Annotated in this window: 32 protein-coding genes; 17 read left to right on the top strand and 15 right to left on the bottom strand. The window is 59.0% G+C overall.

Annotated features, from left to right (window positions below; genetic code table 11):
• Nucleotides 1-47: 47 nt before the first annotated feature.
• The 4 genes from sat to GZH91_RS14075 form a co-directional block, all read right to left on the bottom strand.
• A complete protein-coding gene (gene sat / locus GZH91_RS14090; protein ID WP_147072438.1) occupies nt 48-1,265 on the bottom strand; it encodes a sulfate adenylyltransferase in 1,218 nt (405 codons plus the stop codon).
• A gap of 163 nt (nt 1,266-1,428) precedes the next feature.
• Nucleotides 1,429-1,842 (bottom strand): hypothetical protein, encoded by a 414-nt coding sequence (locus tag GZH91_RS14085; RefSeq protein ID WP_147072436.1) that lies wholly within the window; start codon nt 1,840-1,842, stop codon nt 1,429-1,431.
• A gap of 79 nt (nt 1,843-1,921) precedes the next feature.
• Complete coding sequence (locus GZH91_RS14080) at nt 1,922-2,185, bottom strand: hypothetical protein (RefSeq protein WP_147072434.1); 264 nt, start codon at nt 2,183-2,185, stop codon at nt 1,922-1,924.
• The gene (locus tag GZH91_RS14075; protein ID WP_147072432.1) at nt 2,185-2,889 is read right to left on the bottom strand and encodes a type 1 glutamine amidotransferase; all 705 of its coding nucleotides are present in this window, start codon (nt 2,887-2,889) and stop codon (nt 2,185-2,187) included. Before GZH91_RS14075 ends, GZH91_RS14080 begins: the two co-directional genes overlap by 1 nt.
• A gap of 65 nt (nt 2,890-2,954) precedes the next feature.
• On the opposite strand from GZH91_RS14075, the gene GZH91_RS18140 reads away from it, so the two are divergent.
• From GZH91_RS18140 to GZH91_RS14060, 4 genes are all read left to right on the top strand, one after another.
• Nucleotides 2,955-3,353 carry a hypothetical protein gene (locus GZH91_RS18140; protein ID WP_223264534.1) on the top strand — a complete coding sequence of 133 codons (399 nt, stop codon included), beginning with the start codon at nt 2,955-2,957 and terminating at the stop codon, nt 3,351-3,353.
• Nucleotides 3,260-3,550, top strand: coding sequence for a retropepsin-like aspartic protease family protein (locus tag GZH91_RS18135; protein WP_232522183.1), 291 nt, complete (start codon nt 3,260-3,262; stop codon nt 3,548-3,550). The genes GZH91_RS18140 and GZH91_RS18135 overlap by 94 nt, the downstream gene beginning before the upstream one ends.
• Before the next feature lie 136 nt (nt 3,551-3,686).
• Nucleotides 3,687-4,571: a tetratricopeptide repeat protein gene (locus tag GZH91_RS14065; protein ID WP_161984281.1), complete on the top strand. Its 885-nt coding sequence runs from the start codon at nt 3,687-3,689 to the stop codon at nt 4,569-4,571.
• 43 nt (nt 4,572-4,614) lie between these two features.
• Nucleotides 4,615-5,298, top strand: coding sequence for a DUF599 domain-containing protein (locus GZH91_RS14060; protein WP_147072429.1), 684 nt, complete (start codon nt 4,615-4,617; stop codon nt 5,296-5,298).
• A 157-nt stretch (nt 5,299-5,455) separates the two neighbouring features.
• On the opposite strand, the gene folE2 is transcribed toward GZH91_RS14060, so the two are convergent.
• The 4 genes from folE2 to GZH91_RS14040 all read right to left on the bottom strand — a co-directional run bounded on the left by folE2 (nt 5,456) and on the right by GZH91_RS14040 (nt 9,303).
• Nucleotides 5,456-6,265: a GTP cyclohydrolase FolE2 gene (folE2, locus tag GZH91_RS14055; RefSeq protein ID WP_147072427.1), complete on the bottom strand. Its 810-nt coding sequence runs from the start codon at nt 6,263-6,265 to the stop codon at nt 5,456-5,458.
• Between the two features lie 62 nt (nt 6,266-6,327).
• On the bottom strand, nt 6,328-8,181 hold the full coding sequence (gene dxs, locus GZH91_RS14050) for a 1-deoxy-D-xylulose-5-phosphate synthase (RefSeq protein ID WP_147072425.1): 1,854 nt from the start codon (nt 8,179-8,181) through the stop codon (nt 6,328-6,330).
• The gene (locus GZH91_RS14045) at nt 8,178-9,068 is read right to left on the bottom strand and encodes a polyprenyl synthetase family protein (protein ID WP_147072467.1); all 891 of its coding nucleotides are present in this window, start codon (nt 9,066-9,068) and stop codon (nt 8,178-8,180) included. Before GZH91_RS14045 ends, dxs begins: the two co-directional genes overlap by 4 nt.
• On the bottom strand, nt 9,058-9,303 hold the full coding sequence (locus GZH91_RS14040; RefSeq protein ID WP_147072423.1) for an exodeoxyribonuclease VII small subunit: 246 nt from the start codon (nt 9,301-9,303) through the stop codon (nt 9,058-9,060). Before GZH91_RS14040 ends, GZH91_RS14045 begins: the two co-directional genes overlap by 11 nt.
• Nucleotides 9,304-9,475: 172 nt before the next feature.
• Between GZH91_RS14040 and GZH91_RS14035 the strand changes: the two genes are divergently transcribed.
• From GZH91_RS14035 to queF, 9 genes are all read left to right on the top strand, one after another.
• The gene (locus tag GZH91_RS14035; protein ID WP_147072421.1) at nt 9,476-10,585 is read left to right on the top strand and encodes an aromatic ring-hydroxylating oxygenase subunit alpha; all 1,110 of its coding nucleotides are present in this window, start codon (nt 9,476-9,478) and stop codon (nt 10,583-10,585) included.
• A gap of 255 nt (nt 10,586-10,840) precedes the next feature.
• Nucleotides 10,841-11,185, top strand: coding sequence for a SpoIIAA family protein (locus GZH91_RS14030; RefSeq protein WP_147072419.1), 345 nt, complete (start codon nt 10,841-10,843; stop codon nt 11,183-11,185).
• Nucleotides 11,186-11,600: 415 nt separating this feature from the next.
• Nucleotides 11,601-11,990 carry a 30S ribosomal protein S6 gene (rpsF, locus tag GZH91_RS14025; protein ID WP_147072417.1) on the top strand — a complete coding sequence of 130 codons (390 nt, stop codon included), beginning with the start codon at nt 11,601-11,603 and terminating at the stop codon, nt 11,988-11,990.
• A gap of 4 nt (nt 11,991-11,994) precedes the next feature.
• Complete coding sequence (gene priB / locus GZH91_RS14020) at nt 11,995-12,291, top strand: primosomal replication protein N (protein ID WP_147072415.1); 297 nt, start codon at nt 11,995-11,997, stop codon at nt 12,289-12,291.
• Between the two features lie 13 nt (nt 12,292-12,304).
• Nucleotides 12,305-12,574, top strand: coding sequence for a 30S ribosomal protein S18 (rpsR, locus tag GZH91_RS14015; protein ID WP_124704950.1), 270 nt, complete (start codon nt 12,305-12,307; stop codon nt 12,572-12,574).
• A gap of 10 nt (nt 12,575-12,584) precedes the next feature.
• Nucleotides 12,585-13,034, top strand: a complete 450-nt coding sequence (rplI, locus tag GZH91_RS14010) for a 50S ribosomal protein L9 (RefSeq protein ID WP_147072413.1) — start codon at nt 12,585-12,587, stop codon at nt 13,032-13,034.
• A 243-nt stretch (nt 13,035-13,277) separates the two neighbouring features.
• Complete coding sequence (locus tag GZH91_RS14005; protein ID WP_147072411.1) at nt 13,278-14,663, top strand: replicative DNA helicase; 1,386 nt, start codon at nt 13,278-13,280, stop codon at nt 14,661-14,663.
• 10 nt (nt 14,664-14,673) lie between these two features.
• Nucleotides 14,674-15,741, top strand: a complete 1,068-nt coding sequence (alr, locus tag GZH91_RS14000; RefSeq protein ID WP_147072409.1) for an alanine racemase — start codon at nt 14,674-14,676, stop codon at nt 15,739-15,741.
• A 2-nt stretch (nt 15,742-15,743) separates the two neighbouring features.
• A complete protein-coding gene (gene queF / locus GZH91_RS13995; protein WP_147072407.1) occupies nt 15,744-16,574 on the top strand; it encodes an NADPH-dependent 7-cyano-7-deazaguanine reductase QueF in 831 nt (276 codons plus the stop codon).
• 2 nt (nt 16,575-16,576) lie between these two features.
• On the opposite strand, the gene GZH91_RS13990 is transcribed toward queF, so the two are convergent.
• On the bottom strand, nt 16,577-16,822 hold the full coding sequence (locus tag GZH91_RS13990; protein WP_147072405.1) for a hypothetical protein: 246 nt from the start codon (nt 16,820-16,822) through the stop codon (nt 16,577-16,579).
• A 71-nt stretch (nt 16,823-16,893) separates the two neighbouring features.
• On the opposite strand from GZH91_RS13990, the gene GZH91_RS13985 reads away from it, so the two are divergent.
• Nucleotides 16,894-17,511: a hypothetical protein gene (locus GZH91_RS13985; protein WP_147072403.1), complete on the top strand. Its 618-nt coding sequence runs from the start codon at nt 16,894-16,896 to the stop codon at nt 17,509-17,511.
• A 45-nt stretch (nt 17,512-17,556) separates the two neighbouring features.
• On the opposite strand, the gene GZH91_RS13980 is transcribed toward GZH91_RS13985, so the two are convergent.
• Nucleotides 17,557-17,817: a hypothetical protein gene (locus GZH91_RS13980; RefSeq protein WP_147072401.1), complete on the bottom strand. Its 261-nt coding sequence runs from the start codon at nt 17,815-17,817 to the stop codon at nt 17,557-17,559.
• Nucleotides 17,818-18,034: 217 nt separating this feature from the next.
• On the opposite strand from GZH91_RS13980, the gene GZH91_RS13975 reads away from it, so the two are divergent.
• Both GZH91_RS13975 and GZH91_RS13970 read left to right on the top strand, forming a co-directional pair.
• Nucleotides 18,035-18,304 (top strand): type II toxin-antitoxin system prevent-host-death family antitoxin, encoded by a 270-nt coding sequence (locus GZH91_RS13975; protein WP_147072399.1) that lies wholly within the window; start codon nt 18,035-18,037, stop codon nt 18,302-18,304.
• A gap of 6 nt (nt 18,305-18,310) precedes the next feature.
• Nucleotides 18,311-18,715: a putative toxin-antitoxin system toxin component, PIN family gene (locus tag GZH91_RS13970; protein ID WP_147072397.1), complete on the top strand. Its 405-nt coding sequence runs from the start codon at nt 18,311-18,313 to the stop codon at nt 18,713-18,715.
• 96 nt (nt 18,716-18,811) lie between these two features.
• Here the strand turns inward: GZH91_RS13970 and GZH91_RS13965 are convergent, their stop codons facing one another.
• The 4 genes from GZH91_RS13965 to ygfZ form a co-directional block, all read right to left on the bottom strand.
• Nucleotides 18,812-19,036, bottom strand: a complete 225-nt coding sequence (locus GZH91_RS13965; RefSeq protein WP_161984280.1) for a hypothetical protein — start codon at nt 19,034-19,036, stop codon at nt 18,812-18,814.
• A 175-nt stretch (nt 19,037-19,211) separates the two neighbouring features.
• Complete coding sequence (locus GZH91_RS17670; protein ID WP_170227439.1) at nt 19,212-19,373, bottom strand: hypothetical protein; 162 nt, start codon at nt 19,371-19,373, stop codon at nt 19,212-19,214.
• A gap of 40 nt (nt 19,374-19,413) precedes the next feature.
• Nucleotides 19,414-19,731, bottom strand: coding sequence for a DUF4936 family protein (locus GZH91_RS13960; protein ID WP_147072394.1), 318 nt, complete (start codon nt 19,729-19,731; stop codon nt 19,414-19,416).
• Nucleotides 19,728-20,678 (bottom strand): CAF17-like 4Fe-4S cluster assembly/insertion protein YgfZ, encoded by a 951-nt coding sequence (gene ygfZ / locus GZH91_RS13955; RefSeq protein WP_147072391.1) that lies wholly within the window; start codon nt 20,676-20,678, stop codon nt 19,728-19,730. The genes GZH91_RS13960 and ygfZ overlap by 4 nt, the downstream gene beginning before the upstream one ends.
• A gap of 8 nt (nt 20,679-20,686) precedes the next feature.
• Between ygfZ and GZH91_RS13950 the strand changes: the two genes are divergently transcribed.
• Entirely contained in the window at nt 20,687-21,151 is a 465-nt protein-coding gene (locus tag GZH91_RS13950; RefSeq protein WP_147072389.1) for a protein YgfX, read from the top strand.
• 54 nt (nt 21,152-21,205) lie between these two features.
• On the opposite strand, the gene nadB is transcribed toward GZH91_RS13950, so the two are convergent.
• The gene (nadB, locus tag GZH91_RS13945; protein ID WP_147072387.1) at nt 21,206-22,822 is read right to left on the bottom strand and encodes an L-aspartate oxidase; all 1,617 of its coding nucleotides are present in this window, start codon (nt 22,820-22,822) and stop codon (nt 21,206-21,208) included.
• Nucleotides 22,823-23,007: the final 185 nt, after the last annotated feature.

The following is a 23,007-nucleotide window of genomic DNA, read 5'->3' as shown; positions in this document are numbered from 1 at the left end:
TCCCGCGAAGGAGGGAGACAGGGCGTCGCTCTCGCGACGTAGTTTTTCTACGCTGCCGAATGGCCCTTCATTTCAATTTTTACTTTCTGGTCGTCAGCCAGGCCGGCATAGTAAGCACGCAGAATGGCGAGAACTTCGGGGCGCGAGAACTCGTTAGGTACTTCGTCGTTCTCCGACAGCATCTTGCGCAGCTTGGTGCCCGACAGCAGCAGGCGATCATCCTTGCCGTGCGGGCAGGTGCGGGCAGACGCCATGCCGCCACACTTGTAGCACCAGAATGTCCAGTCGATCTTGAGCGCCTTGGTTTCCAGCGCATCTTTGGGTATTTGTTCGAAAATGTGGTGTGCGTCGAACGGGCCGTAGTAGTCGCCTACGCCAGCGTGGTCGCGTCCCACAATCAGGTGCGAACAGCCATAATTCTGGCGGAACAGGGCGTGCAGCAAGGCTTCGCGTGGCCCGGCATAGCGCATGTCGAGCGGATAGCCGGCTTGTACCACCGTATTTTTGACGAAATATTTGTCAATCAGGGTGCCAATGGCATTGGAGCGTACGTCTGCAGGAATGTCGCCCGGCTTGAGCTTGCCCAGCAGCGAATGGATCATCACGCCGTCGCAAATCTCCACAGCCACTTTGGCCAGATATTCATGCGAGCGGTGCATGGGGTTGCGAGTCTGGAATGCGGCGACTGTCGCCCAGCCTTTCGATTCAAATAACGCGCGGGTTTCTGCGGGCGTCATGAACTGATCGCCATATTCTTCCTTGAAACTGCCGGTTGAGAGCACTTTCACCGAACCGGCCAGATTGACCGCGCCCTGCTCCATGACCATTTTCACGCCGGGGTGTTCGATGTCGGTGGTCTTGTACACCATCATGCATTCGTGGGCTTTGTCGATGGTGTATTTTTCCGACACTTTCATGGTGCCCATGATCTCCCCGCTCTCGCTGTCCACCAGGGCAATGTCGGAGCCGGCGTTGATGGCATGGGCGGTAACTTCATCGGTGGACAGGGTGATGGGAATCGGCCAGAACAGGCCGCTGGCCATTTTGTAGCCATCGCATACGCCCTGCCAGTCGGCATGGGTCATGAAGCCGTCCAGCGGGGTAAAGCCACCAATGCCCAGCATGATCAGATCGCCGGTTTCACGCGACGACATGCGCACTTTGGGCAGGGTTAGCGCGCGCGCGAGTTCGGCATCGCGTACGGCGCCGCTAAGCAGTAATGGCTTGAGTTCACCACCACCATGTGGCTTCACGAGTTTGGACATCTTGTTTCCTCATCCAGGTAAGGTTATTTGTGCTGGCAAGCATAGCACTAAGGTTTGGCTGTCCTAATCCAAGTTTCTTATTCCAAAATAAGATTTTTCGATTCTTGGCTGCGCCAAATAAAAAAGCCCGGCATTCGCCGGGCTGATTTTTTGCTCAGAGGTTTCAGGCATCGAAAAACGCCGGCATGTCGGATTGCTCGACTTCGATCTTGTCTACCCAGCAGGGCTGGCTGGCACCGCCAGCAGCGGCAAGTTTTTTGGTTTCTTCAAATAGCATGCGCCAGCGGTTGAACAGGCAGTCGCTCACCTTGTGCATGCCGTTGTCGAAATAGGAGTTGTGCAGATCACCGATGGTGCGGGTAAACGATTCCATCTGCTCCAGCTGGTTATGCGGGTAACCGGTACGGCTGGTGTCGGCATATTTCAGCAGTTCGCGCTTGAGCGCCTTGAGGAACACTTTCTGGCCGTCAGTCAGCTCGGCTTCGGTGCGGGTTACGCCGCTATGGTTGAATACCTCGTGCATGTAGTCACGCAGGCGTTTGCCAAAATCGAACTGGCTGTAGTTCACCGTTTCCATTTTTCGTTCTCCATTAAAAAAAGTGCGTCATGGGTAAGGTTTTTTTATGGTGCAATCGTGTGCCTGTTTTTGGCCTTTGTCAAAGCAGTTCGATTTCCAGAAACTCGGGGTGCAGCAGGGTCTTGTCGAGGTTGAGTACGGGAATCACCACCACTTGCTGCACCTCGCGCCGGGCCCGCCCATGTACGTCACCCTGGATGGCCGTGTTTGGAACAAGGCTTTGCGCAACCAGCGCCGGGCCGTCTTCCAGCACTTCCACCACGGCGTAATCCACGCCGCGCCAACGCAGACACATGCCGATCATGCCTTGCAGTTGCGCCAGACTGATCGGCAGCGTTTCCATTATTGCGCCAGTCCCTTGATCCAGCGCGCATACAGGCGATCGGCAACCTGGTTGAGCGCGATAAGTCGGCTTTCCATATTGGCCTGCATGATTTCCGGCGTTTGCACCGCGGAACTGTCGCTGGCGGCAATTTCATCCACCCAGCTATTGCACCAGGTGCGGATCATGGTCGGGGTCATTTCCACATGGCATTGCATGGCCAGGTGTTTGCCGATGACGTATGCCTGATTTTCACAATGCGCGCTGCTCATGATACGGACGGCGGCATTGGGCAGGGAGAATGTCTCGCCATGCCAGTGAAAGCCCTCGAATTGTGTCAGCCCATCCAGCCAGGCGCGGGCAGCATCATTGTCGGCTGCGCTAATGTCACCCCAGCCGATTTCCTTAACCGGATTGCGTGTGACCACGCCGCCCAGCGCTTTGGATATCAGCTGCCCGCCCAGGCAATGCCCGAGTACCGGAACATCCGCAGCCACCGCTGCGCGGATCAGTTGCAGGATGGGCGGAATCCACGGCAATGGGTCGTTCACGCTCATCGGCCCGCCCATGAATACCAGCCCTGCATAGGCAGCTGGGTCGTCAGGGATCGGCTGGCCCTGATCCACTTTGATGATTTCCCATGGAATGTCATTGTTATTCAGAAAGGTGGCAAAATAGCCGGGACCTTCAGACGGGGTGTGGCGGAAAATGGCGACGGTTTTCATGACTCAACTCAGAGGCGGCAATGAATAAACTGAGGCTGTATTGTATGGCAATTGCAGCGGTTTTGTTGAGTGCAAACGCGGCCGCGACCCGGATCAACGTGACCGGGCTGTTCAAGGGCAAGGCAATGGTGATGGTCAATGGCGGCAGGCCGCGCGTGCTGGCTGCGGGGGAGTCGGAGCAGGGGGCAAGACTGGTGGCCGCTGACGCGCAGTCGGCCACTTTTGAAGTGGACGGCAAGCGCCGTGTTTTGGGCATGGGCAATCGTATGCGGGCAGTGGCGGGGGGGGCCAGGCCAAATGTCAGCCTCAGCGCTGACGGGCGCGGACACTTTTTACCACCGGTACCATCAATGGCCGCGGCATCGATTTTATGGTGGATACCGGTGCCAGTTCAGTCGCCATCAGCGCCCGGGAAGCCGACCGCCTGGGAGTTGATTACCGCGGCGGGCAGCGTGGCAGGGTGAGCACCGCCAACGGCACGACGGCAGCGTATCGGGTGTTGTTCAACAATGTGCGCATCGGCGGGATCAGTCTCAACATGGTGCCGGGAATGGTGCTGGAAGGCGACGGCATGTCGATTGCGCTGCTGGGAATGAGCTTTCTCAGCCAGCTCGACATGAAGCGTGAAGGTGCGGTGATGACGCTCACCCGGCGTTACTGATGCGCATACCTTACCGCATGAATGCGGTGATAACGTGCGTGGATTTCATGCCTGCCCTATGCGCCAACGCGGACGCGCACTACAATTGGCAGTTACTCGTTGGAATCAACTCCATTAACCGCACAACATGAAAATAATGCATAAGCAAATCGCCGTGTTTGGCGTTCTGGTTATGGGAATGCTGTCTCCATCCATCAGCCAGGCGATGACCCCGGAAGAAACCGTGATGCTGTCCAATGCTGCCGAACGCGGTAATGATGGCGCGCAATTATTATTGGCATTCGAATACCTGCACGGCGATGCCGCACGCCCCAAGGATGAAAAGCTGGCAGTGTACTGGTTTGAGCGCGCCGCGCTGCAGGGCAACGTGGCGGCGCAGAAAATGCTGGGCGATCTCTACGAGCAGGGGCGCGGTGTGCCGGAAAATCTCAGGGTCAGCGCGGATTGGCGCACCAAGGCGGCACTGCGTGGCAATACCGACGCGCAGGTGAGCCTGGGCAAAATGTATCTGGCCGGTGCAGGCGTGGAAAAAAATCCGGAAAAGGCCGAATACTGGCTACAACGCGCAGCGATCGAGGGCAACAGCGAAGCACAATTCCTGCTGGGAAAAATATACAAGCTGCGCGATTCCAATGCGCGCGAGCAGGCGCTGGCGGGTAACCTGCTGGCCAGGTCGGCGTCGCAGGGCTTTGGTTCAGCAGCGGAGTTCCTGCAGTTCATGGAAAACGCCCGCTACAAGGTGGCGGAGTTGTTTCATCAACATCCTGCAGACATCCACAAACTGGCACAAGACGGCGATGCGGAGAGCCAATACCGGCTGGCTACGCGCTACGAAAGCGGCCACGGCGAGCCGCAGGATAATGCCAAGGCGCTGGACTGGTTCAAAAAAGCTGCCGACAATGGCCATGTAATGGCGATGAAGAGCCTGGCGCACATTTACGCCAAGGGGCTCGATGGCGTCGCCGCTGACCCCAAGGCTGCCGAATACTGGACAAGACGCGCGCAGCTTGCCAAGCCCTGATCTTTTCACCCCCGCACTATTTACGTTTAGGAAATTTAGCTTTATGAACCATCTGTTTGCCGCTTATAGCAATGACGTCGTGAGTTTTTCGATCAGTGTGGCGCTGGTAATTGCTTACCATGCTTTTTTGCGTATCAAGATCAAAAAAACCCCAGCCTATACCGTGCAGGCAGTCAATGTGATCGCGCGTACCGCCTGGGTAGAGACCATCATGGAACGCGAGAATGGCATTCTGGCTGTGCAGACCTTGCGCAATTCAACCATGGCTGCGACTTTTCTCGCTTCAACTGCTGTGCTGCTGATTATTGGTGTGCTGACCTTGAGCGGGCAAAGCAATCAAATGCAAGGTACGTGGCATGCCTTAAACCCGCTCGGTTCTATCTACGCTGAGCTGTGGTTGACCAAGCTGCTGTTTCTGCTGCTTGATCTGTTCATCGCGTTTTTCAGTTTTTCCATGTCCATCCGCATCTTTAATCACGTCGGTTTCATGATCAACGTGCCGCTAACGCTCAAGCACAAGGTCATTTCGCCAGCGCATGTCGCCACGCACCTGAACCGCGCCGGGCGTTTTTACAGCATCGGGATGCGCGCCTACTATTTCATCGTGCCGCTGGTATTCTGGCTGTTCGGTCCGCATTTCATGCTGGCGGCGACCGTGCTGCTGATCGTGGTGCTCTACCAGCTGGACCGGGCACCCAAGATCATGGTGGATGATTACACCGACTGAGAGCTTGTCGGAATTGCCGGGTCTTGTCGCGTTCGACCAGCGCGTAAGCAGGGTGGTTGTGGATGGACTCGAAATTTTGGCTGCGGCCGCGCTGCGCGCTTAACCTGGCTGCGCCAAGTTAGCCTGCACCGGAATTGCGAGTCCTTGCGTCGCGGGTTTAAGCCGGGCGCACCTTGTCATGTTCGATCAGCGCGTAAGCCGAGTGGTTGTGGATGGACTCGAAATTTTCCGATTCCACCACATAGGCGTCTATCTTGGCTTCTTTTTCCAGCGCAGCAGCGACGTCGCGCACCATGTCTTCGACGAACTTGGGGTTGTCGTAGGCACGTTCGGTGACGTATTTTTCATCGGGGCGTTTGAGCAGGCCGTATAGCTCGCACGAGGCCTGATCTTCCACCATGCGCACGAGGTCTTCGATCCACAGGAAGTCGTTGGTGCGCGCGCTGACGGTGACGTGCGAGCGCTGGTTGTGCGCGCCATAGTCGGAAATCTTTTTCGAGCAAGGGCACAGGCTGGTCACTGGTACCGCTATTTTGGTGGTGTGGGTGTAACGCCCATTTTCGATGGCGCCGATGAAGGTTACATCATAGTCCATCAGGCTTTGCACGCCGGATACCGGGGCGGTCTTGTTGATAAAGTAGGGGAAGTTCATCTCGATGTAGCCGGATTCGGCTTCCAGGCGTTCGACCATCTGGCGCATCATGGTCTCGAAGTTTTCCACCGAGATTTCGCGCTCGCGCGTGTTCAGTATCTCGACAAAGCGCGACATGTGCGTGCCTTTGAAATTGTGTGGCAGATGTACGTACATGCTGAAGCTGGCCACGGTGTGCTGCACGCCGCCGCTTTTGTCGGCGACCCTGACCGGGTGGCGGATGGATTTGATGCCGACTTTGTTGATGGCGATCTGGCGGGTATCCGCGTAGTTCTGCACATCGGGCATGGCGGCAACTTCGCAGCAGTCGTTCATGATGTTTTTCCTGTGGTGAGCTAATCTGGACAAAGTATAAACCAGCTCAATAGTTGAGTAAACTACTCGGGTAAATGCCGGCGGATCGCGGCTTCAATTCCGTTCGCATCCAGCCCGCAATCTTTCAGCATGGTGGCATGGTCGCCGTGATCGATAAATGTGTCCGGCAGGCCCATCTGCAGCACGCGCGGCTGCAGGCCCAGGCGCTGCAGGCACTCGCTCACCGCGCTGCCGGCGCCGCCCATTACCGCATTTTCTTCCAGTGTGACCAGCCATTCGTGCGTTTGTGCCAGCTGTTGCACCAGCGCTTCGTCCAGCGGCTTGACAAAGCGCATGTCGGCCACGCTGGCGTCGAGCCTGGCGGCGGCAGCCAGTGCCGGGGCGACCATGCTGCCGAACGCCAGCAACGCAACGCGCTGGCCGTGACGGCGCAGCATGCCTTTGCCGACCGGCAGCGCATGCATGGCGGATTCAATCGCGGCGCCTGGCCCGCTGCCGCGCGGGTAGCGCACGGCAGCGGGACCGTCCAGCGTCATTGCGGTATACAGCATCTGGCGGCATTCGTTTTCGTCCGAGGGCGCCATCAGCGTCAGGTTGGGGACGCAGCGCAGGTAGCTCAAATCGAAGCTGCCGGCATGAGTGGGGCCATCCGCACCCACCAGCCCGGCGCGGTCTATCGCCAGTACTACCGGCAGGTTTTGCAGGGCGATGTCGTGGATGAGCTGGTCGTAGGCGCGCTGCAAAAAGGTGGAGTAGATCGCCACGACCGGCCGGTAGCCGTCGCAGGCGAGGCCGGCGGCGAAGGTCAGTGCGTGTTGTTCGGCAATGCCGACGTCGAAATAGCGGTCGGGGTATTCCTCGGAGAAGCGCACCAGCCCGGAGCCTTCGCGCATGGCGGGAGTAATGCCGATCAGGCGCGGCTCGGCAGCCGCCATGTCGCACAGCCAGTCGCCGAATACCTGGGTGTAAGTTGGCCTGGCAGCGGCTGTTTCGACAATACCGGTGTCCGGATCAAAGTGGCTGACGCCGTGATACAGGCAGGGGTTGTCTTCGGCCGGCGGATAGCCTTTGCCTTTCCGGGTGACGATATGCAGGAACTGCGGACCGTGCAGGCGACGGATGTTGGTGAGCGTATCCACCAGCACGCCGAGGTCGTGTCCGTCTATTGGGCCGATATAGTTAAAACCGAATTCCTCGAACAGGGTGCCGGGCGTGACCATGCCCTTCACGTGTTCCTCGGTGCGGCGCGCCAGTTCCAGCATGGGTGGCACCTTGCCCAGCACTTTTTCGCCGGCGCGCCGCGCGGCGGCATAAAAGCGCCCGGACATGAGTCTGGCCAGATAATTGTTCAGCGCGCCGACGTTGGGCGAGATCGACATGTCGTTGTCGTTCAATACGACCAATAGATTGGCGTCAATGTCCCCCGCGTTGTTGAGTGCCTCGAATGCCATGCCGGCGGTCATTGCGCCATCGCCGATAATGGCGACCGAACGGCGCTCCAGCCCGGCCCGCTTGGCTGCTACCGCCATGCCCAGCGCGGCAGAAATCGAGGTGCTGGAATGGCCGGTGCCGAAGGTGTCAAACGGGCTCTCGTCGCGTTTTGGGAAACCGGCAATACCCCTGGTTTTGCGCAACCCGGTCATGGCTTCGCGGCGACCGGTAAGAATTTTGTGCGCGTAGCTCTGGTGGCCGACGTCCCATACCAGCCGGTCGTCCGGTGTGTTGAACACGTAATGCAGGGCGATTGTAAGTTCCACCGCACCCAGGTTGGAGGCGAGATGACCGCCGGTTTGCGCCACGCTGTGCAGGATGAAGACACGCAATTCCGCGGCCAGCGTTTCCAGTTGCGCGCGGCTCAGTTCACGCAGATCGGCAGGTACGGCGACACGATCCAGCAGCGGATAAGGGGTGCTCAAAATTGTCTCTGCACAATGAAATCAGCCAGCTCGCGCAGGCGTTGCGCCGAGTCGAATCCGGCCAGCGCGTCCAGGGCATCACGGTGCAATTCGGCGGCGAACGCCTTGGCGCGCGTGCTGCCCATCAGGGTCACATAAGTGGGTTTATTGTGCTGTGCGTCCTTGCCCGCGGTTTTGCCCAGCGTGGCGGTGGGTGCCTCGGCGTCGAGGATGTCGTCCACTACCTGAAACGCGAGGCCGACGCATTTGGCGTAACGATCGAGTCTGGCCAATGTCGTGTTGTCCAGCGCGGCGCCGCAGTAAGCGCCCAGCAGCACCGCGGCGCGAATCAGTGCGCCAGTCTTGTGGATATGCATGAATTCCAGCTCGGGCAGGGTGAGCGTCTGCCCCACGCTGGCCAGATCAATCGCCTGACCGCCCGCCATACCGCGTGACCCGGCGGCACTGGCCAGCAGTTTCACCATATCCAGCTGACGCTCCGGGGTATCGGACAGCGTATGCCCGGAAAGAAGCTCGAACGCCAGGCTGTGCAGGCCGTCGCCCGCCAGCAGCGCAGTGGCTTCGCCGTATTCGACATGGCAGGTGGGCTTGCCGCGGCGCAGCATGTCGTTGTCCATGCACGGCATGTCGTCGTGCACCAGCGAATAGGCGTGGATCAGTTCCACCGCACAGGCGGCGATTTCCACCCGCGCAGGATCAGCACCCGCCACCTCGCCAGCGGCAAACGCCAGCAGCGGGCGCACGCGCTTGCCGCCGCCCAGGGCAGCATGGCGCATCGCTGCGTGCAGGGTTTGCGGGGCATGCCGGGGGTCAGGCAGCAGGTGCTCCAATGCCGTCTCGATGCGCACCTGCAGGTTGCCCGACCAGGCAAGAAAATCAGGATTCATCATTGCCATCCGTGGGAGAGAAGGTCTTTAATACGCCGTTTTCCAGTACCTGCACCTGTTGTTGCGCGGCAGCGAGCGCCTGCTGGCAGAATTGCAGCAGTTCGGCTCCGCGCTGATAGGCGGCAAGTGATTGCTCCAGAGGCAGCTGGCCGGATTCCATGTCGGCGACGATGCGCTCTAGCTCCGCCATGGCGGTTTCGAAGCTCTGTGGCTGGGCTGGGGTCTTGCGTGTCATTGCAGTGGAGAATAGGCAAAGGCAGAAATCTTACCGAATTATTGCGCTCAAAGCTATTATTGGCGATAATTCCGGGCTTTGTTTTCATTTGCGTTACAGGGAGTTAAAGCGGCGCTCAGCCGGCTTGATAATCCGTGTCCAGGGGCCTTGTCCAGGGTATTCTGAATCCTATATGTCCGATTTGGCTGTCAGCGCTGCGTTGACCAACACCTCTCCCCAGCTGCCGATCAGCTGGTATTTCGACGCCAACCTTTATGCGCTTGAGCAAAAGTATCTGTTCGCCCGCGCGCCAGGCTATGTCGGCCATACCCTGATGGTACCTAATGTGGGTGACTATCACGTACTGGAAACCACCCACAGCGCTGCCATGCTGGTGCGCAACGCCAATGGCGTGGAGCTGCTCTCCAATATCTGCCGCCACCGCCAGGCCATGATGTACGAGGGGCATGGCCACAGCAAAAACATCGTTTGCCCGCTGCACCGCTGGACCTATGACATGGAAGGCCGTCTGCTCGGTGCGCCGCACTTCCCCGCCAATCCCTGTCTTAATCTGGGCAAGACCGCCCTGCAAAACTGGAACGGTCTGCTGTTCAACGGCCAACGTGATGTGGCGCAGGACCTGGCCAAGCTGGGCGTGCTGCAAGATCTGGATTTTGACGGCTATATGCTCGACCGCGTGGTGGTCGAAGATTACGACTTCAACTGGAAAACCTTCATCGAAGTTTATCTGGAGGATTACCACGTCGAACCATTCCACCCGGGCCTGGGCAACTTCGTCACTTGCGCCGACCTCAAATGGGAATATGGCGACTGGTATAGCGTGCAGACCGTGGGGGTGGCGCGCGGCCTGGGCAAGCCAGGCACCCCGGTGTATCAAAAATGGCAGGCGCAGGTGCTGCAATACAATGCAGGCCGGGCACCCCGCCAGGGAGCGATCTGGCTCACCTATTACCCCAACATCATGGTGGAGTGGTACCCGCACGTACTGGTCATCAGCACGATTATCCCTACCGGCATCGAATCTTGTCGCAATGTGGTGGAGTTTTATTACCCTGAAGATATTGCCCTGTTCGAACGTGAATTCGTCGAGGCCGAACAGGCCGCCTATAACGAGACAGCGCTGGAAGACGACGAAATTTGCCGCCGCATGCACCAGGGGCGGCGCGAACTCTACCGCCAGGGGCGCGACGAGGCAGGACCGTACCAATCGCCCATGGAAGACGGCATGGTGCACTTCCATGAATTCATTCGGCGCGAGATTGCACCGCATCTGAGCGAGTGAGCTACCTGGATGCACGGTTTTGATGCGCATGCGTTGTGGCTTGTTTTTAATAAGTATTTGTTATTTATGCGTAAATAATCTGGCACCGGATTTGCTATAGGTTGATCGGAGCATGTATTTTCACGAGTTAATGCATGTTTCATCTTCATCCTCCATGCGGTATTTCGGGCGTCTTCGGACGCCCGCTTTTTTGCCTGGCGCGCGCAACTCACTTATAGTTAGCCCGTAGCTACCAACAACGACAACGGGCATACCATGATCAATATCTCCATCACCGGCAATACTATCCGCGCAGCTGTACTGGGCGAATTCACCCTGGCGGATTACCGCGAATTTGAACAAACTATCCTGTATGGCCTGAAGTTCGAGGGGCAGGTCAATCTGCTGCTGGATTTGCGCGACATGCTCAAATTTACCGTGGATGTGGCGTGGGAAGAAATCAGTTTCGGTCGCGCCCACGCGGCTGATTTTGCCCGCGTTGCAGTCGTGGCCCAGAGTCAGTGGATGATCTGGAGCGCGTGGGTCACACGCATGTTTGTAGATGCGCAGATTCAGGTTTTCGAGGATTTGGAAGGGGCGGAGAACTGGCTGGGGGGCTAGGGCCTGTCCGTAAATTGTTTGCGGGCAAGCGCTTGCCCAGTGGTCGGCAATTCCCTGGTGTGGGCGTCAAGGCATTGCGCTCGACGAAGGCAGTTCTAGGGGATCACCGAGCACATCGATCTTGTACACTTGGCAGCGGAAACAGGCGCGCCTGGGCTATCTGTCACCTGCTGCATTCACGCAACGGTATTATGCAAATCGACACGCTGCCTGACTCCCTGGACTCCACTATGGCCAACCGGCCTCAGTTCAGGGCCGGCTTCAAGATTGCTGTCGACATCTGTATCACCCAAGCCCTTGCTGGCTCCTGGGTGGATTGGTGCAGCGTTGAAAAACGCGTGAATAACCAGTACAATGCGCGGTTTCCCTTGCCCCACCGCCAACGCACGGGGGGCTCAACCCAGAAGGAGTTTGCATGCGTCATTATGAAATCGTATTTATCGTGCACCCGGATCAGAGCGAGCAGGTGCCCGCGATGATCGAGCGCTATCGCGGCCAGATTGCGGCGCGCAATGGGCTTATCCATCGTCTGGAAGACTGGGGCCGTCGTCAGATGGCTTACCCGATCCAGAAAGTCCACAAAGCCCACTACGTGCTGATGAACATCGAGTGCGACCAGGAAACGCTGGACGAGCTTGAGCACGGCTTCAAGTTCAACGACGCTGTGTTGCGCCATTTGACGGTGCGGATGGATGAGGCGGTGACGGCCCCTTCGCCGATGATGAAGGAAGAGAAGTCGCGCTCCCTGACCCAGCCAGCCGAAGCCAGACCCGCGCAGGCCGCTCCGGAAGCATCGGCCGCCTGACTGCTTGGACACTAACCGGCTGACGCTTACCGGCGTTGTTGCTGAACTCGAAGCGCTGCGTTATACCCCGGCTGGGGTGCCCCTTGTGGGCTTGCGCATCCGCCATGAATCGCAGCAGATTGAAGCAGGCGCAGCGCGCCGGGTAAATGTGGAGATGGCGGCGGTGGCAATCGGGGAGATGGCGCAACGTATCAGCGCACTGCCCAGCGGCAGCCGCATCAGCGTGGAAGGTTTCCTGGCCCGGAAAAGTCAGCAGAGTTATCAGATCGTGCTGCATATTTGCAGCTTAAAAACAGTTTAGATAGGAGTGCATCATGCCTCGTCCAACCAATAGCAAAAACACCAAGCGCCGGGAAGGTTCCCGCCAGCTGTTCAAGCGTCGCAAGTTCTGCCGTTTTACCGTTGAAGGTATCAAGTGGGTCGACTACAAAGACGTGGAAATCCTGAAAGATTTTGTCGCTGAAAACGGCAAAATCATCCCGGCACGCATCACCGGTACCAAAACCCGTTATCAGCGTCAGCTGTCCACTGCCATCAAGCGCGCCCGCTTCCTGGCGCTGATGCCTTACACCGACCTGCATTAAGGAGACCGCCATGCAAATTATTCTGATGGAAAAAGTGGTCAACCTGGGCACCCTGGGCGATGTGGTCAAGGTCAGGGATGGTTATGCACGCAACTTCCTGATCCCGCAAGGCAAGGCCAAGCGCGCCACTGCCGCCAATCTCAAGCATTTTGAGGAAAAGCGCGCCGAACTGGAAAAAGCCCATGCTGCGGCATTGACTGCTGCGCAGGCCCGCGCCGAAAAACTGGCTGGTTTCATGCTGCAGATTTCGCAAAAAGCCGGTATGGATGGCCGCCTGTTCGGTTCCGTGACCAACGGTGACATCGCTGACGCACTCAATGCGCAAGGCTTTGAAGTTGTCAAGGCAGAAGTGCGTATGCCGACCGGTCCGCTCAAGGCCATCGGCGATTTCCCCATTACCATCGCGCTGCACGCTGACGTGCTCGCCGAGATTACCGTTTCGGTGCTGGGCGAACACTAAGGCGGTTTCACAACCGCATGAAGAAGGGGCTGACGACAGCCCCTTTTTTATTGTGACAAACAATCGTGGCCACAGAGGACCCGGAGACGGATCGCAAAAAGCGCCTTATGCATGGTGTCCCAAAGGTGCTTTTCGCTCGCTGCTCGCGTGTTCTCCGTGCAAAAATGCTTTTATGCTTTGTCGTTACTTCCGCATCATTGACGGGTTAAAATAGCGCTCACAACGCAGGCTCAATTCCCCAATATGGCTACATTCCAGCACACTGCCGACCCTGAACTCGCTGCGCTCAAGATGCCGCCGCATTCCGTTGAGGCGGAGCAATCGGTGCTGGGCGGTCTGCTGCTGGAAAACCACGCCTGGGATCGCATTGCCGACGTGATTAACCAGAACGATTTTTACCGTCACGACCACAAGCTCATCTACCGCATGATCACCAAGCTGATTGAGCAGGGCAAGCCTGCCGACGTGGTGACCGTAGCCGAGTTGCTGGAAAATCACGGCGAGCTCTCCAATGTGGGCGGGCTCGCCTATCTGGTCGCGCTGGCGCAGAACACGCCGTCTGCCGCCAATATCCGCCGCTACGCCGAGATCGTGCGCGAGCGCGGGGTAATGCGCAAACTGGTGGAGGTGGGTACGGACATTGCCGAATCCGCCTACAATCCGGCCGGGCGCTCGGCCAATGATTTGCTCGACCAGGCCGAGGCCAAGGTGTTCGACATCGCCGAGGCCGGCGCACGCAGCCAGCAGGGTTTTCTCGAAATCAAGCCCTTGCTCACCGAGGTGGTGGAGCGCATCGACGAGCTGTTCAGCCGCGACAACCAGAGCGATGTCACCGGGATACCAACCGGCTTTGCCGACCTGGATCAGAAAACGGCGGGCCTGCAACCCGGCGACCTGATTATCGTGGCCGGACGGCCGTCCATGGGCAAGACCGCGTTCTCGATCAACATGGGCGAGAATGTGGCGATTGACAGCGGCCTGCCAGTGGCCATTTTCTCCATGGAAATGGGCGGGGCGCAACTGGTAATGCGTATGCTGGGTTCCATCGGCCGCCTCGACCAGCACAAGATCCGCACCGGGCGGTTGCAGGACGACGACTGGCAAAAACTCACCTACGCGGTGGGCAAACTCAACGATGCGCCGATTTTTATCGATGAAACGCCCGCGTTGAACGCCCTCGAACTGCGCGCCCGTGCGCGTCGCCTGCACCGTCAGTGCGGCAAGCTCGGACTGATCATCATTGATTACCTGCAGCTGATGTCCAGCGTCAGCAGCGGCGAAAACCGTGCCACCGAGATTTCCGAAATCTCGCGTTCGCTCAAGGCGCTGGCGAAAGAGCTGCAGGTGCCGGTGATCGCGCTGTCCCAGCTCAACCGCTCGCTGGAGCAGCGTCCCAACAAGCGCCCGGTGATGTCCGACCTGCGCGAATCCGGCGCCATCGAGCAGGATGCCGATGTGATCCTGTTCATCTATCGCGACGAAGTCTACAACCCAGACAGTCAGGACAAGGGCAGCGCCGAGATCATTATCGGCAAGCAGCGTAACGGCCCCATCGGTACCGTACGCCTGACCTTCCTGGGCGAGCATACCCGCTTCGAGAACTACGCCAGCGGCGGCGGCAACTACTAAGCTGTATCCAATGTCGCGCCCGCTTATCGCACGTATCCATCCCGCCGCACTGCAAAACAATCTGGCCGTGGCGCGCCGCCATGCAAGGGGCGCGCGCATCATGGCGGTGGTCAAGGCCAACGGCTACGGCCACGGCCTGCGCCGGGTGGCACAGGCATTGTGGAATGCGGATGGGTTTGCCGTGTTGTCACTGGAAGAAGCCGTCAGCCTGCGCGATCTGGGCTGGGACAAGCCCATCCTGCTGCTGGAGGGCATGTTCGACGTGACCGAGCTGGCCGAGTGCATGGCACAGCGCGTCACCCTGGTCGTCCATCACGCCGAACAAATCGCCATGCTGGAACGCGCCCGGCCTGCCAGCCCGTTACCGGTATTTCTCAAGCTGAACAGCGGCATGAACCGGCTGGGGTTTAGGCCACGGGATTTTCACGCTGCCTTGGCGCGGATTACTGCCAGTCCCAACGTCGGTGAAGTTACCCTGATGAGCCATTTCGCCACGGCGGATGAGGCGGCCGGCGTGAGCGGCCAGCTTGAGATTATCCAGGCTGTGTTTGCCAATCTGCATCACCCCGTGAGCCTCGCCAACTCCGCTGCGCTGCTGCGTTACCGCACTACCCGCCGCGATTGGGTGCGCCCCGGCATCATGCTGTATGGTGCGTCGCCGTTTGTCGAGGAAGACGCGCATGCGCTCGATCTGCAGCCCGCGATGACGTTATCGAGCCGCATTATTGCCGTGCAAACCCTGGCGCCCGGAGAGGCTGTAGGCTACGGTGCCGGTTTTATCGCTGATCGGCCCGTGCGCGTCGGCGTGGTGGCGTGCGGCTATGCCGACGGCTACCCGCGCCACGCGGGTACCGGTACGCCGGTTCTGGTGAATGGCCAGCGCACGCATACCCTCGGGCGTGTTTCCATGGACATGCTGTGCGCCGATCTGACCGGCATCCCCGGCGCCGGGGTCGGTGCGCCGGTGGTGCTGTGGGGTGCAGGCCTGCCGGTGGAGGAGGTGGCCGCGGCTGCGGGCACCATCAGCTACGAGCTGTTGTGCGCTGTGGCGCAGCGCGTACCGATGAGCGAGGCGTGAGCATGAATACTCCCGAACAGTCATTGCTGGGAAAACCCGCCTGCTACCAGGCTGAATACGACCCGTCGCTATTGTTTCCCATCCCCCGTCAGGACAAGCGCAACGCGATCGGCATCAGCGGCACGCTGCCTTTTTTCGGCGCGGATATCTGGAACGCCTACGAGGTTTCATGGCTCAACCTGCGCGGCAAGCCGCAGGTCGCAATTGCAACTTTCATTATCCCCGCCGATTCGCCCAATATCGTCGAGTCCAAGTCGTTCAAGCTGTATCTGAACAGCTATAACCAGACCCGGCTGGCGGATACCGAAGCGCTGTTGGCGCGCCTGAAGGTCGATGTGTCGACGGCCGTGGGCGCAGCGGTGCAGGTGCGCCTGACGCTGCCTGACGCGTTTGGGAGCGTGGCCTTCGCAGAGTTGAAGGGCCTGTCGCTGGACCGGCTGGATATCGAAGTGGACAGCTATGCGCCCAACCCCGCCTTGCTGCGTGCGACGCAGGGCGCCGGGCCGGTCGAGGAAACGCTGGTGTCCAACCTGCTCAAATCCAACTGTCTGGTCACCGGCCAGCCGGACTGGGGTAGCGTGCAAATTCACTATATAGGTGCGCCGATTGACCAGGCGGGGCTGCTGCAATACCTGATTGGATTTCGCACCCACAACGAATTTCACGAACAATGCGTGGAGCGCATTTTCATGGACGTATTGCGCCAGTGCAAACCGCTCAAGCTCACTGTATACGCCCGCTACACGCGGCGCGGCGGGCTGGACATCAACCCGTGGCGCAGCAATATCAGCGGCAGCCCGTTGCCGCCCAACCTGCGCTGTGCACGTCAATAAATCTAAAAAACGGAACTAACCACGGTCACGGAGAGCACGGGGAATACAATGAATGCAGAAATCAAGCCCGGTGAGGTGCTTGGATTTTGCCTTCCTGTTTTTCCCCCATGCTTTACGTGGTTAACCTGCTTTTTCAAGGATAAAATGTAACCGATACGGTTGGCTGTTTTGCCCCGCTGAACATCATGCCAATGGCTGAAAAGCACCGTGGCGAACGTCGCAACTTTCCTGGATTTCAGTTTTTTCAATCAGTTATAGTCTGGCATGAAGTCTGCGGAATAACGGGTGGCAGTTTCGCCTGCTTCTTCAGGAGATTCTCATGAAAACCCGACATATATTGATTCCGGCATTGCTGGTTGCCGCGTTCATCGGCCCTGCAAACATCGCACTGGCTGCGCCTGCAACCGAAACAGCAAGCCATGCGCCCGCGCTGGGTGGCTGGGACATGCACCCCGATTATGACCGTGCAAAAGCATTGGGGCAGCAACTGATAGCGAATCTGAATAGCGCCCAACGCGCGCTGGATGCCAACAATCTGGCCGCAGCCCGCCATGCATTGGCAGCCAGTGCGCGGCGCGACCAAACCCTGCGCGACATGATGCCGCGGGCAACATCGGACACAGCCAGTGCAAAGGCCCAACGCCAGCTGTTGCCGTTGCGTATCAGTATTGACGACCGTGAAACGTATATCGCGACACCGGCTGCCAACGCGCAGCCGGGAACAGGCAAGCTGGGCAAGATAGGCCAGGAAAGGCATGTGATTACAACGCATATCGTGTACCTGCCGGTGGTGGACGTGGGTGCGTCCATCGCCAGCGCGCGTCAGGCGCTGGCGCAGCACAGCCCGGATGTGCATCTGGCCCGGTCAGCGGTGAAAGGCGCGCTGGACAGTCTGGTGCAGGTGAATCGCCGGGTGAGCGACAACCTGCATTCCTGAGATTCCGGCATAAGGATCATACCGCCGGTGGAACAGTCGAGCAGATCAATGCCGATGGCTTTGAGCCGGTGCGCAAGCTCGATGGCCGGTACCATGTTCCTTGATGAATTGGGGGATGGGTGCCAGTGCCCGCCTATGTTGCTCCGACCACAGCCGCATCTCTCCAGCAGAAATCCGGCCTTCCGGCGTGACCGCAGTTGCCTCGACCATCACCGGCGCCGCGCCACCTACGGATGAGCGAGACAGAAATCCGGTTTTTAAATTCCAGGTCACGCAGCTTGGAACGGTGAAAAAAACTGTGCTCATTCGGGATACCTGTGGTTTTTGCAGCGGGTGAACAGTCAGTTGGTCAGCCTGCAAATAGCAGGCCATCATCCGCTCGGGCGGTTCACCCTGATCCAGGCTGGTTCAACATCAGAGGCAGAATCTAACTTCATTAGATGTTTTTTGGTGCATTGTTTTTGTTGGTTTTCGCGCAGCATTCTGACTATAATGACCATTATGATCATAATGGAGAACAGCCATGATTACCGAAACCAGTGCAGTCGCATTCCGTCAGAACCTGGGCGATATGCTCAACCAAGTGCAGTACCGTAACGATAGCATTCTCATCAACAAGGACGGCAAGCCTGTCGCCGCCCTGGTCGATGCGCGGCTGTTTGCGCGCATTCGCCGCATGCAAAACCGCTTTGATGATTTAAGTGCGCGTTTGGCTGCGGGGTTCGCCGCCGTGCCAGAAGAACAGGGCATGGCAGAAATTGGAGCCGCCGTGCAGGCTACGCGCCGCGAGTGAACATAAGTGCGCGTTGTACTCGATACCAACGTCCTGCTGTCAGGCCTGGCCTACCCGCAAAGCCTGCCGGGCAGGATTGTAGCCGCATGGCAGCATGGCTCACTCGAAGTCGTGCTCAGTCATTGCATTCTCAATGAGCTGGCGCGCGTGCTGCCCAAACTGACCCACCGGCATGGTCTGAATGCCCAGGAAATGGCCGACTTGGTCGATATTCTCGCCTTTCAGGCAGACCTCGTCGAACCCGATAGCAGCATGGAAGCGCGTCTGACCGACCCGATGGATCAGCCCGTCCTGAATACCTGGCGAGCCGCCCAGGCTGATTACCTGCTGACCGGGGACAAAGCACTACTCGCTTTGGGAAATGAATATCCCATCATCACCCCCGCGCAGTTCTGGCAGTCGCATGGGTAAAAACACCGGTGTATTGGGTGGGTTTTGTCGTGTGTAGGGCCAGGGGGAATGCGGACAAATGTTTTAATGAGGTGGCAACATTCGAGTACGACCCCGTTAATTGTCAAGCATCAAAGAACCAAGTAAAAAGCTGACTATACCCAACGAGGCGTATATACCAGGTGCAGAATGATATTTGACGTTAGGGTCAATATAGCCCGCAACAATGAAAACCAGGCCTGTTAATACCGGAACGACGATGGGAAGTAACAGTGCCCGCCTGTAGAGAGCGGGTTCTGCCAGCTGCAGCGCTTCATCAACAGGCGGGTTCAGCAGCGTCAAAGGCACGACCCGCAGGTAATTTTAGGATGGTTCAGCGGGTGCATATATCCGGTGGCGCCAATTTCCACTTCGATGGTCTGCAGCATGTTCTCCTCCTTCAAGGAACCAGCAAGGTCAAATGCATGACCTGATGATAAACGACTGCACTAAGCCGGGGCTGATGATTACGCGGTACTTATTCGGTATTTCCTGGACCGCTATCTGCAGGCGCATCCGCCGTGCCGCCTGCCGCCGGCGCTTCATTTTTCTGCGCCTTTTCCCTCAGCTTGTCCTCTTTCTTTTTTTTCTTGGCGAGTTCTTTTTGACGCTTTTCGTATTGATAGTTGGGTTGGGCCAATTTGATTTCCTGTTTGTCAGTGGTTGATAAAAATTACGGGTCAGTTTGCCTTGCATGATGATGTGGGGTGCGGCGCGACATCTCCGACAAAGCACTCGATCACGCGCCGCCCAGCGTCGGCTAAAAACATGTCCACATCGAATTCGGACACGGCGCGGGCGAGTTGCTGTTCAAAGTCGATACTATCCGCCACATTTTCGTAGATTTCCATCCAGGTATGCGGATCGTCGCGGCGTTTCAGCAGGTGGCCGCTGACGCCGCTGCGGCAGGCGAGGCGCGCCTGCATGGCGCGTATCCGGGTTTCGGTCTCCGTGTCGTCGTCGGCCACCCGGTAGTAGATATAGTAGTGGGTACTCAAGCCAGTGCGTAGGGCAGGGGTTCGATTGCCAGACGCGCGCCGTCCAGCGACCTGAGGTGAATGGGGTGGGCGTCGGCACTGCTGATCTGGATCACCGCCAGCGCGTCCCAGCCGCCGTTGGGGGCGGGTTGGGCGTTGACGATCATGCCGCTGGCCTGGCCTTCCATGTCGGCGCTGTAGAGCTCATCGCCAGGGGAAGCGGGGCTGTCGCTATGCACCAGATACATGCGGCGCTTGAGCTTGCCCAGGTATTGGGTGCGGGCGACGATTTCCTGGCCGGTGTAGCAGCCTTTCTGGAAGTTTACGCTGTCGGTGAGGTCGAAGTTGACCATCTGCGGGACGAATTGCTCCTGCGTGGCGGGCAGGATGGTGGGGATGCCGGCGCGGATTTCCAGCCACTGCCAGGCGGGATAATCGATCCGGCTGGCGTCGTGGCTCAAGGCCTCATTGAGCGTAGCGGCAGATTCGGGTGGGGTGACAATCTGGTAGCGCTCGGCCGCCAGGCGGATCACGCTGCCCGCCCGCGTGTGCGCCACGCTCATGTCGGTTGGCGGCAGCGCGCCCAGCGTGGCTTCGATCAACTGGGCGGCGCGGTGGCCCGCCACGCCGATGCGTACTGCCTCGGCGCGCGCATCGCGGGCCTTGACCCTGGAGCGCAGGATGAACATGGACAGGCGCTTCTGGATGGCTTCCTGCAATTCGCCGGCGAGCTGCATATAGGTCGCGCCGTCCTTGTTCCACAGCAGGAAGCTGGCCAGCAGCCGCCCCTTGGGCGAGCAAAAGCCGCTGTATTGCGCTGCGCCGGCGGCGAGCTTGCGCACGTCGTTGGTGAGCTGGCCTTGCAGGTAGGTGGCGGTGTCCTCGCCGCTGAAGGCAATCAGGCCGAGCGGCGCGAGGTCGGCGAATACTGCGCCGCTTTGCAGGGTGTCGAGGATGTTCTGGGTCATGGTGTGCAATGAAATGGGAATCCGAATACGCTTATTCTACAATCATCGCCATGAACTTGCCGCCTTTACGCATTGCCGTGCATTCATCGCGCCGCCTGATGGCGGTGCTGATTGCCATGCATGGCATGGCGGGGCTGGCTGTGTGGTGGGCATTGCCGGCGGGGTGGATGCGCGTGGCGGGCATCACGGTGCTGGCGGCAAGCCTCGCTTGCAGCGTGGTGCAGCAATCACGCAGGCACTTTACCGGGCTGGAGCTGGACCATGACGGCACGTTTCGCCTGCGACGCGATGACGCCTGGCAGACAGCACGTTTGCTGGATGCCTTTGTGACCCCCGCGCTGACGGTATTGCGTTTGCGACTGGAGAATGGCGACACGGTGGCATTGACGCTGTTGCCGGACAGTCTGGCAGGTGACGATTTCCGCCGCCTGCGCGTCAGTCTGAAGTGGGGTGCTGACCCGGATGTTGCATAGTGTTGTGCAGCTTGCCGCCCGACTCGCAAACCGCTGCGCGATCATCACGCGAATTTATAAAACGTCCGGATCGCACGCCCCCGGACACACCCGTCCCGGTCGCGGGTTGAGCACGGTATTGCCGGTGACCGGCAGCATGTCGGGGTAGTCGCGGCTGAAGTGCAGCCCGCGCGATTCGCGCCGCAACTGGGCAGAGCGCACGATGAGATCGGCAGTAAGCACCAGATTGCGTAATTCGATCAGATCATTGCTGACGCGGAAGTTGCGGTAATACTCGTTGATCTCTTCATTGAGCAGGCGGATTCGGCTGGCAGCGCGTGCCAGGCGTTTATTGGTGCGCACGATGCCGACATAATCCCACATGAAACGGCGCAGCTCGTCCCAGTTGTGGGAGAGCACGATTTCTTCGTCGGCGTCGGTGACCCGGCTTGCGTCCCATTCCGGGATGCTGGACAGCGGCGCGCCAGCTCTCGCCAGAATGTCCTCAGCGGCGGCACGGCCAAATACCAGGCACTCGAGCAGCGAGTTGCTGGCCAGCCGATTGGCGCCATGCAGTCCGGTGCAGGCGACCTCGCCCACCGCATAAAGCCCGGTGAGATCGGTGCGCGCCGCCAGATCGGTGACTATCCCGCCGCAAGTGTAGTGCGCAGCGGGCACCACCGGGATCGGCTCGCGCGTGATGTCGATGCCCAGTGCGCGACAGCGCTCGTAAATGGTCGGGAAGTGGTCGAGGATGAATTCTGCCGGTTTGTGCGAAATATCCAGATAGACGCTGTCGAGGCCGCGTTTCTTCATTTCGAAGTCGATCGCCCGTGCCACGATGTCGCGCGGCGCCAGCTCGGCACGCGGGTCATGCGCGGACATGAAGCGCGTGCCGTCCGGCAGCTTGAGTTGCCCACCCTCGCCGCGTACCGCCTCGGTAATCAGGAAGGATTTGGCATGCGGGTGATACAGGCAGGTGGGGTGGAACTGGATGAACTCCATATTCGCCACCCGGCACCCCGCGCGCCAGCCCATGGCAATGCCGTCGCCGGTGGCGACATCGGGATTGGTGGTGTACAGGTAAACCTTGCCCGCGCCGCCGGTCGCCAGCACGGTATGGCCGGCGGCGAAGGTCCTGACCAGACCGCTGACCTTGTCCAGTGCGTACACTCCATAGCAGGTGTGGTCGTCATGCCCGAGTTTGTCGCCGGTGATCAAATCAATGGCGATGTGGTGTTCGAGCAGGGTGATATTGGGGTTATCGCGGATTTGTGCGCACAGGGTTTTTTGTACCGCCCGACCGGTGGCATCGGCGGCATGGATGATACGGCGCGTACTGTGGCCGCCTTCGCGGGTGAGGTGAAACCCGGTCGAGCTGGCCGCATCGGCGGTAAACGGCACACCCATTTCCACCAGCCACTGCACCGCTGCATGGCCGTTCTCCACCACGAAGCGCACGGTGTGTTCGTTGCACAGTCCCGCTCCCGCCACCAGCGTGTCGCGGACATGCGCCCCGATCGAGTCATTGTCGGCGAGCACTGCAGCGATGCCGCCCTGCGCCCAGACGCTGGCGGAATCGTGCAGGGTTTTTTTGGTCAGCAGGGTAACGCGGCGCTGCTGCGCCAGATGCAGTGCGGTAGTCAGTGCGGCCAGACCACTGCCGATGATCAGTACGTCGGTGCGCTCCATGATGACCTGCGGGAATTGGGGTGTGGCAAGAATAGCAGAGCGCTATGCGGCTGAATACCCATTAGCGGGCGTCGCGACGGAACTTCGCTGCGCATCCTGCTGTCTGTACCGCGCATGAGGCGTGCCGGTGCAGCATTGCCTAAGCCGCAGGTATACTACGGCCATACAACAGGAATCAGGGATGA

The sequence above is a fragment of the Sulfuriferula plumbiphila genome, from assembly GCF_009938015.1.
In the GTDB taxonomy this organism is placed as follows: Bacteria; Pseudomonadota; Gammaproteobacteria; order Burkholderiales; family Sulfuriferulaceae; genus Sulfuriferula; species Sulfuriferula plumbiphila.
This window is presented reverse-complemented; position numbering and strand designations above follow the sequence as displayed.

What these genes read in the sequence shown, in the direction of transcription:
- sat (WP_147072438.1), bottom strand. Translation starts at nt 1,265, where the DNA reads ATGTCCAAACTCGTGAAGCCACATGGTGGTGGTGAACTCAAGCCATTA.
- GZH91_RS14085 (WP_147072436.1), bottom strand. Translation starts at nt 1,842, where the DNA reads ATGGAAACGGTGAACTACAGCCAGTTCGATTTTGGCAAACGCCTGCGT.
- GZH91_RS14080 (WP_147072434.1), bottom strand. Translation starts at nt 2,185, where the DNA reads ATGGAAACGCTGCCGATCAGTCTGGCGCAACTGCAAGGCATGATCGGC.
- GZH91_RS14075 (WP_147072432.1), bottom strand. Translation starts at nt 2,889, where the DNA reads ATGAAAACCGTCGCCATTTTCCGCCACACCCCGTCTGAAGGTCCCGGC.
- GZH91_RS18135 (WP_232522183.1), top strand. Translation starts at nt 3,260, where the DNA reads ATGGTGGATACCGGTGCCAGTTCAGTCGCCATCAGCGCCCGGGAAGCC.
- GZH91_RS14065 (WP_161984281.1), top strand. Translation starts at nt 3,687, where the DNA reads ATGCATAAGCAAATCGCCGTGTTTGGCGTTCTGGTTATGGGAATGCTG.
- GZH91_RS14060 (WP_147072429.1), top strand. Translation starts at nt 4,615, where the DNA reads ATGAACCATCTGTTTGCCGCTTATAGCAATGACGTCGTGAGTTTTTCG.
- folE2 (WP_147072427.1), bottom strand. Translation starts at nt 6,265, where the DNA reads ATGAACGACTGCTGCGAAGTTGCCGCCATGCCCGATGTGCAGAACTAC.
- GZH91_RS14045 (WP_147072467.1), bottom strand. Translation starts at nt 9,068, where the DNA reads ATGAATCCTGATTTTCTTGCCTGGTCGGGCAACCTGCAGGTGCGCATC.
- GZH91_RS14040 (WP_147072423.1), bottom strand. Translation starts at nt 9,303, where the DNA reads ATGACACGCAAGACCCCAGCCCAGCCACAGAGCTTCGAAACCGCCATG.
- GZH91_RS14035 (WP_147072421.1), top strand. Translation starts at nt 9,476, where the DNA reads ATGTCCGATTTGGCTGTCAGCGCTGCGTTGACCAACACCTCTCCCCAG.
- GZH91_RS14030 (WP_147072419.1), top strand. Translation starts at nt 10,841, where the DNA reads ATGATCAATATCTCCATCACCGGCAATACTATCCGCGCAGCTGTACTG.
- rpsF (WP_147072417.1), top strand. Translation starts at nt 11,601, where the DNA reads ATGCGTCATTATGAAATCGTATTTATCGTGCACCCGGATCAGAGCGAG.
- rpsR (WP_124704950.1), top strand. Translation starts at nt 12,305, where the DNA reads ATGCCTCGTCCAACCAATAGCAAAAACACCAAGCGCCGGGAAGGTTCC.
- rplI (WP_147072413.1), top strand. Translation starts at nt 12,585, where the DNA reads ATGCAAATTATTCTGATGGAAAAAGTGGTCAACCTGGGCACCCTGGGC.
- GZH91_RS14005 (WP_147072411.1), top strand. Translation starts at nt 13,278, where the DNA reads ATGGCTACATTCCAGCACACTGCCGACCCTGAACTCGCTGCGCTCAAG.
- alr (WP_147072409.1), top strand. Translation starts at nt 14,674, where the DNA reads ATGTCGCGCCCGCTTATCGCACGTATCCATCCCGCCGCACTGCAAAAC.
- queF (WP_147072407.1), top strand. Translation starts at nt 15,744, where the DNA reads ATGAATACTCCCGAACAGTCATTGCTGGGAAAACCCGCCTGCTACCAG.
- GZH91_RS13985 (WP_147072403.1), top strand. Translation starts at nt 16,894, where the DNA reads ATGAAAACCCGACATATATTGATTCCGGCATTGCTGGTTGCCGCGTTC.
- GZH91_RS13980 (WP_147072401.1), bottom strand. Translation starts at nt 17,817, where the DNA reads ATGAGCACAGTTTTTTTCACCGTTCCAAGCTGCGTGACCTGGAATTTA.
- GZH91_RS13975 (WP_147072399.1), top strand. Translation starts at nt 18,035, where the DNA reads ATGATTACCGAAACCAGTGCAGTCGCATTCCGTCAGAACCTGGGCGAT.
- ygfZ (WP_147072391.1), bottom strand. Translation starts at nt 20,678, where the DNA reads ATGACCCAGAACATCCTCGACACCCTGCAAAGCGGCGCAGTATTCGCC.
- GZH91_RS13950 (WP_147072389.1), top strand. Translation starts at nt 20,687, where the DNA reads ATGAAATGGGAATCCGAATACGCTTATTCTACAATCATCGCCATGAAC.
- nadB (WP_147072387.1), bottom strand. Translation starts at nt 22,822, where the DNA reads ATGGAGCGCACCGACGTACTGATCATCGGCAGTGGTCTGGCCGCACTG.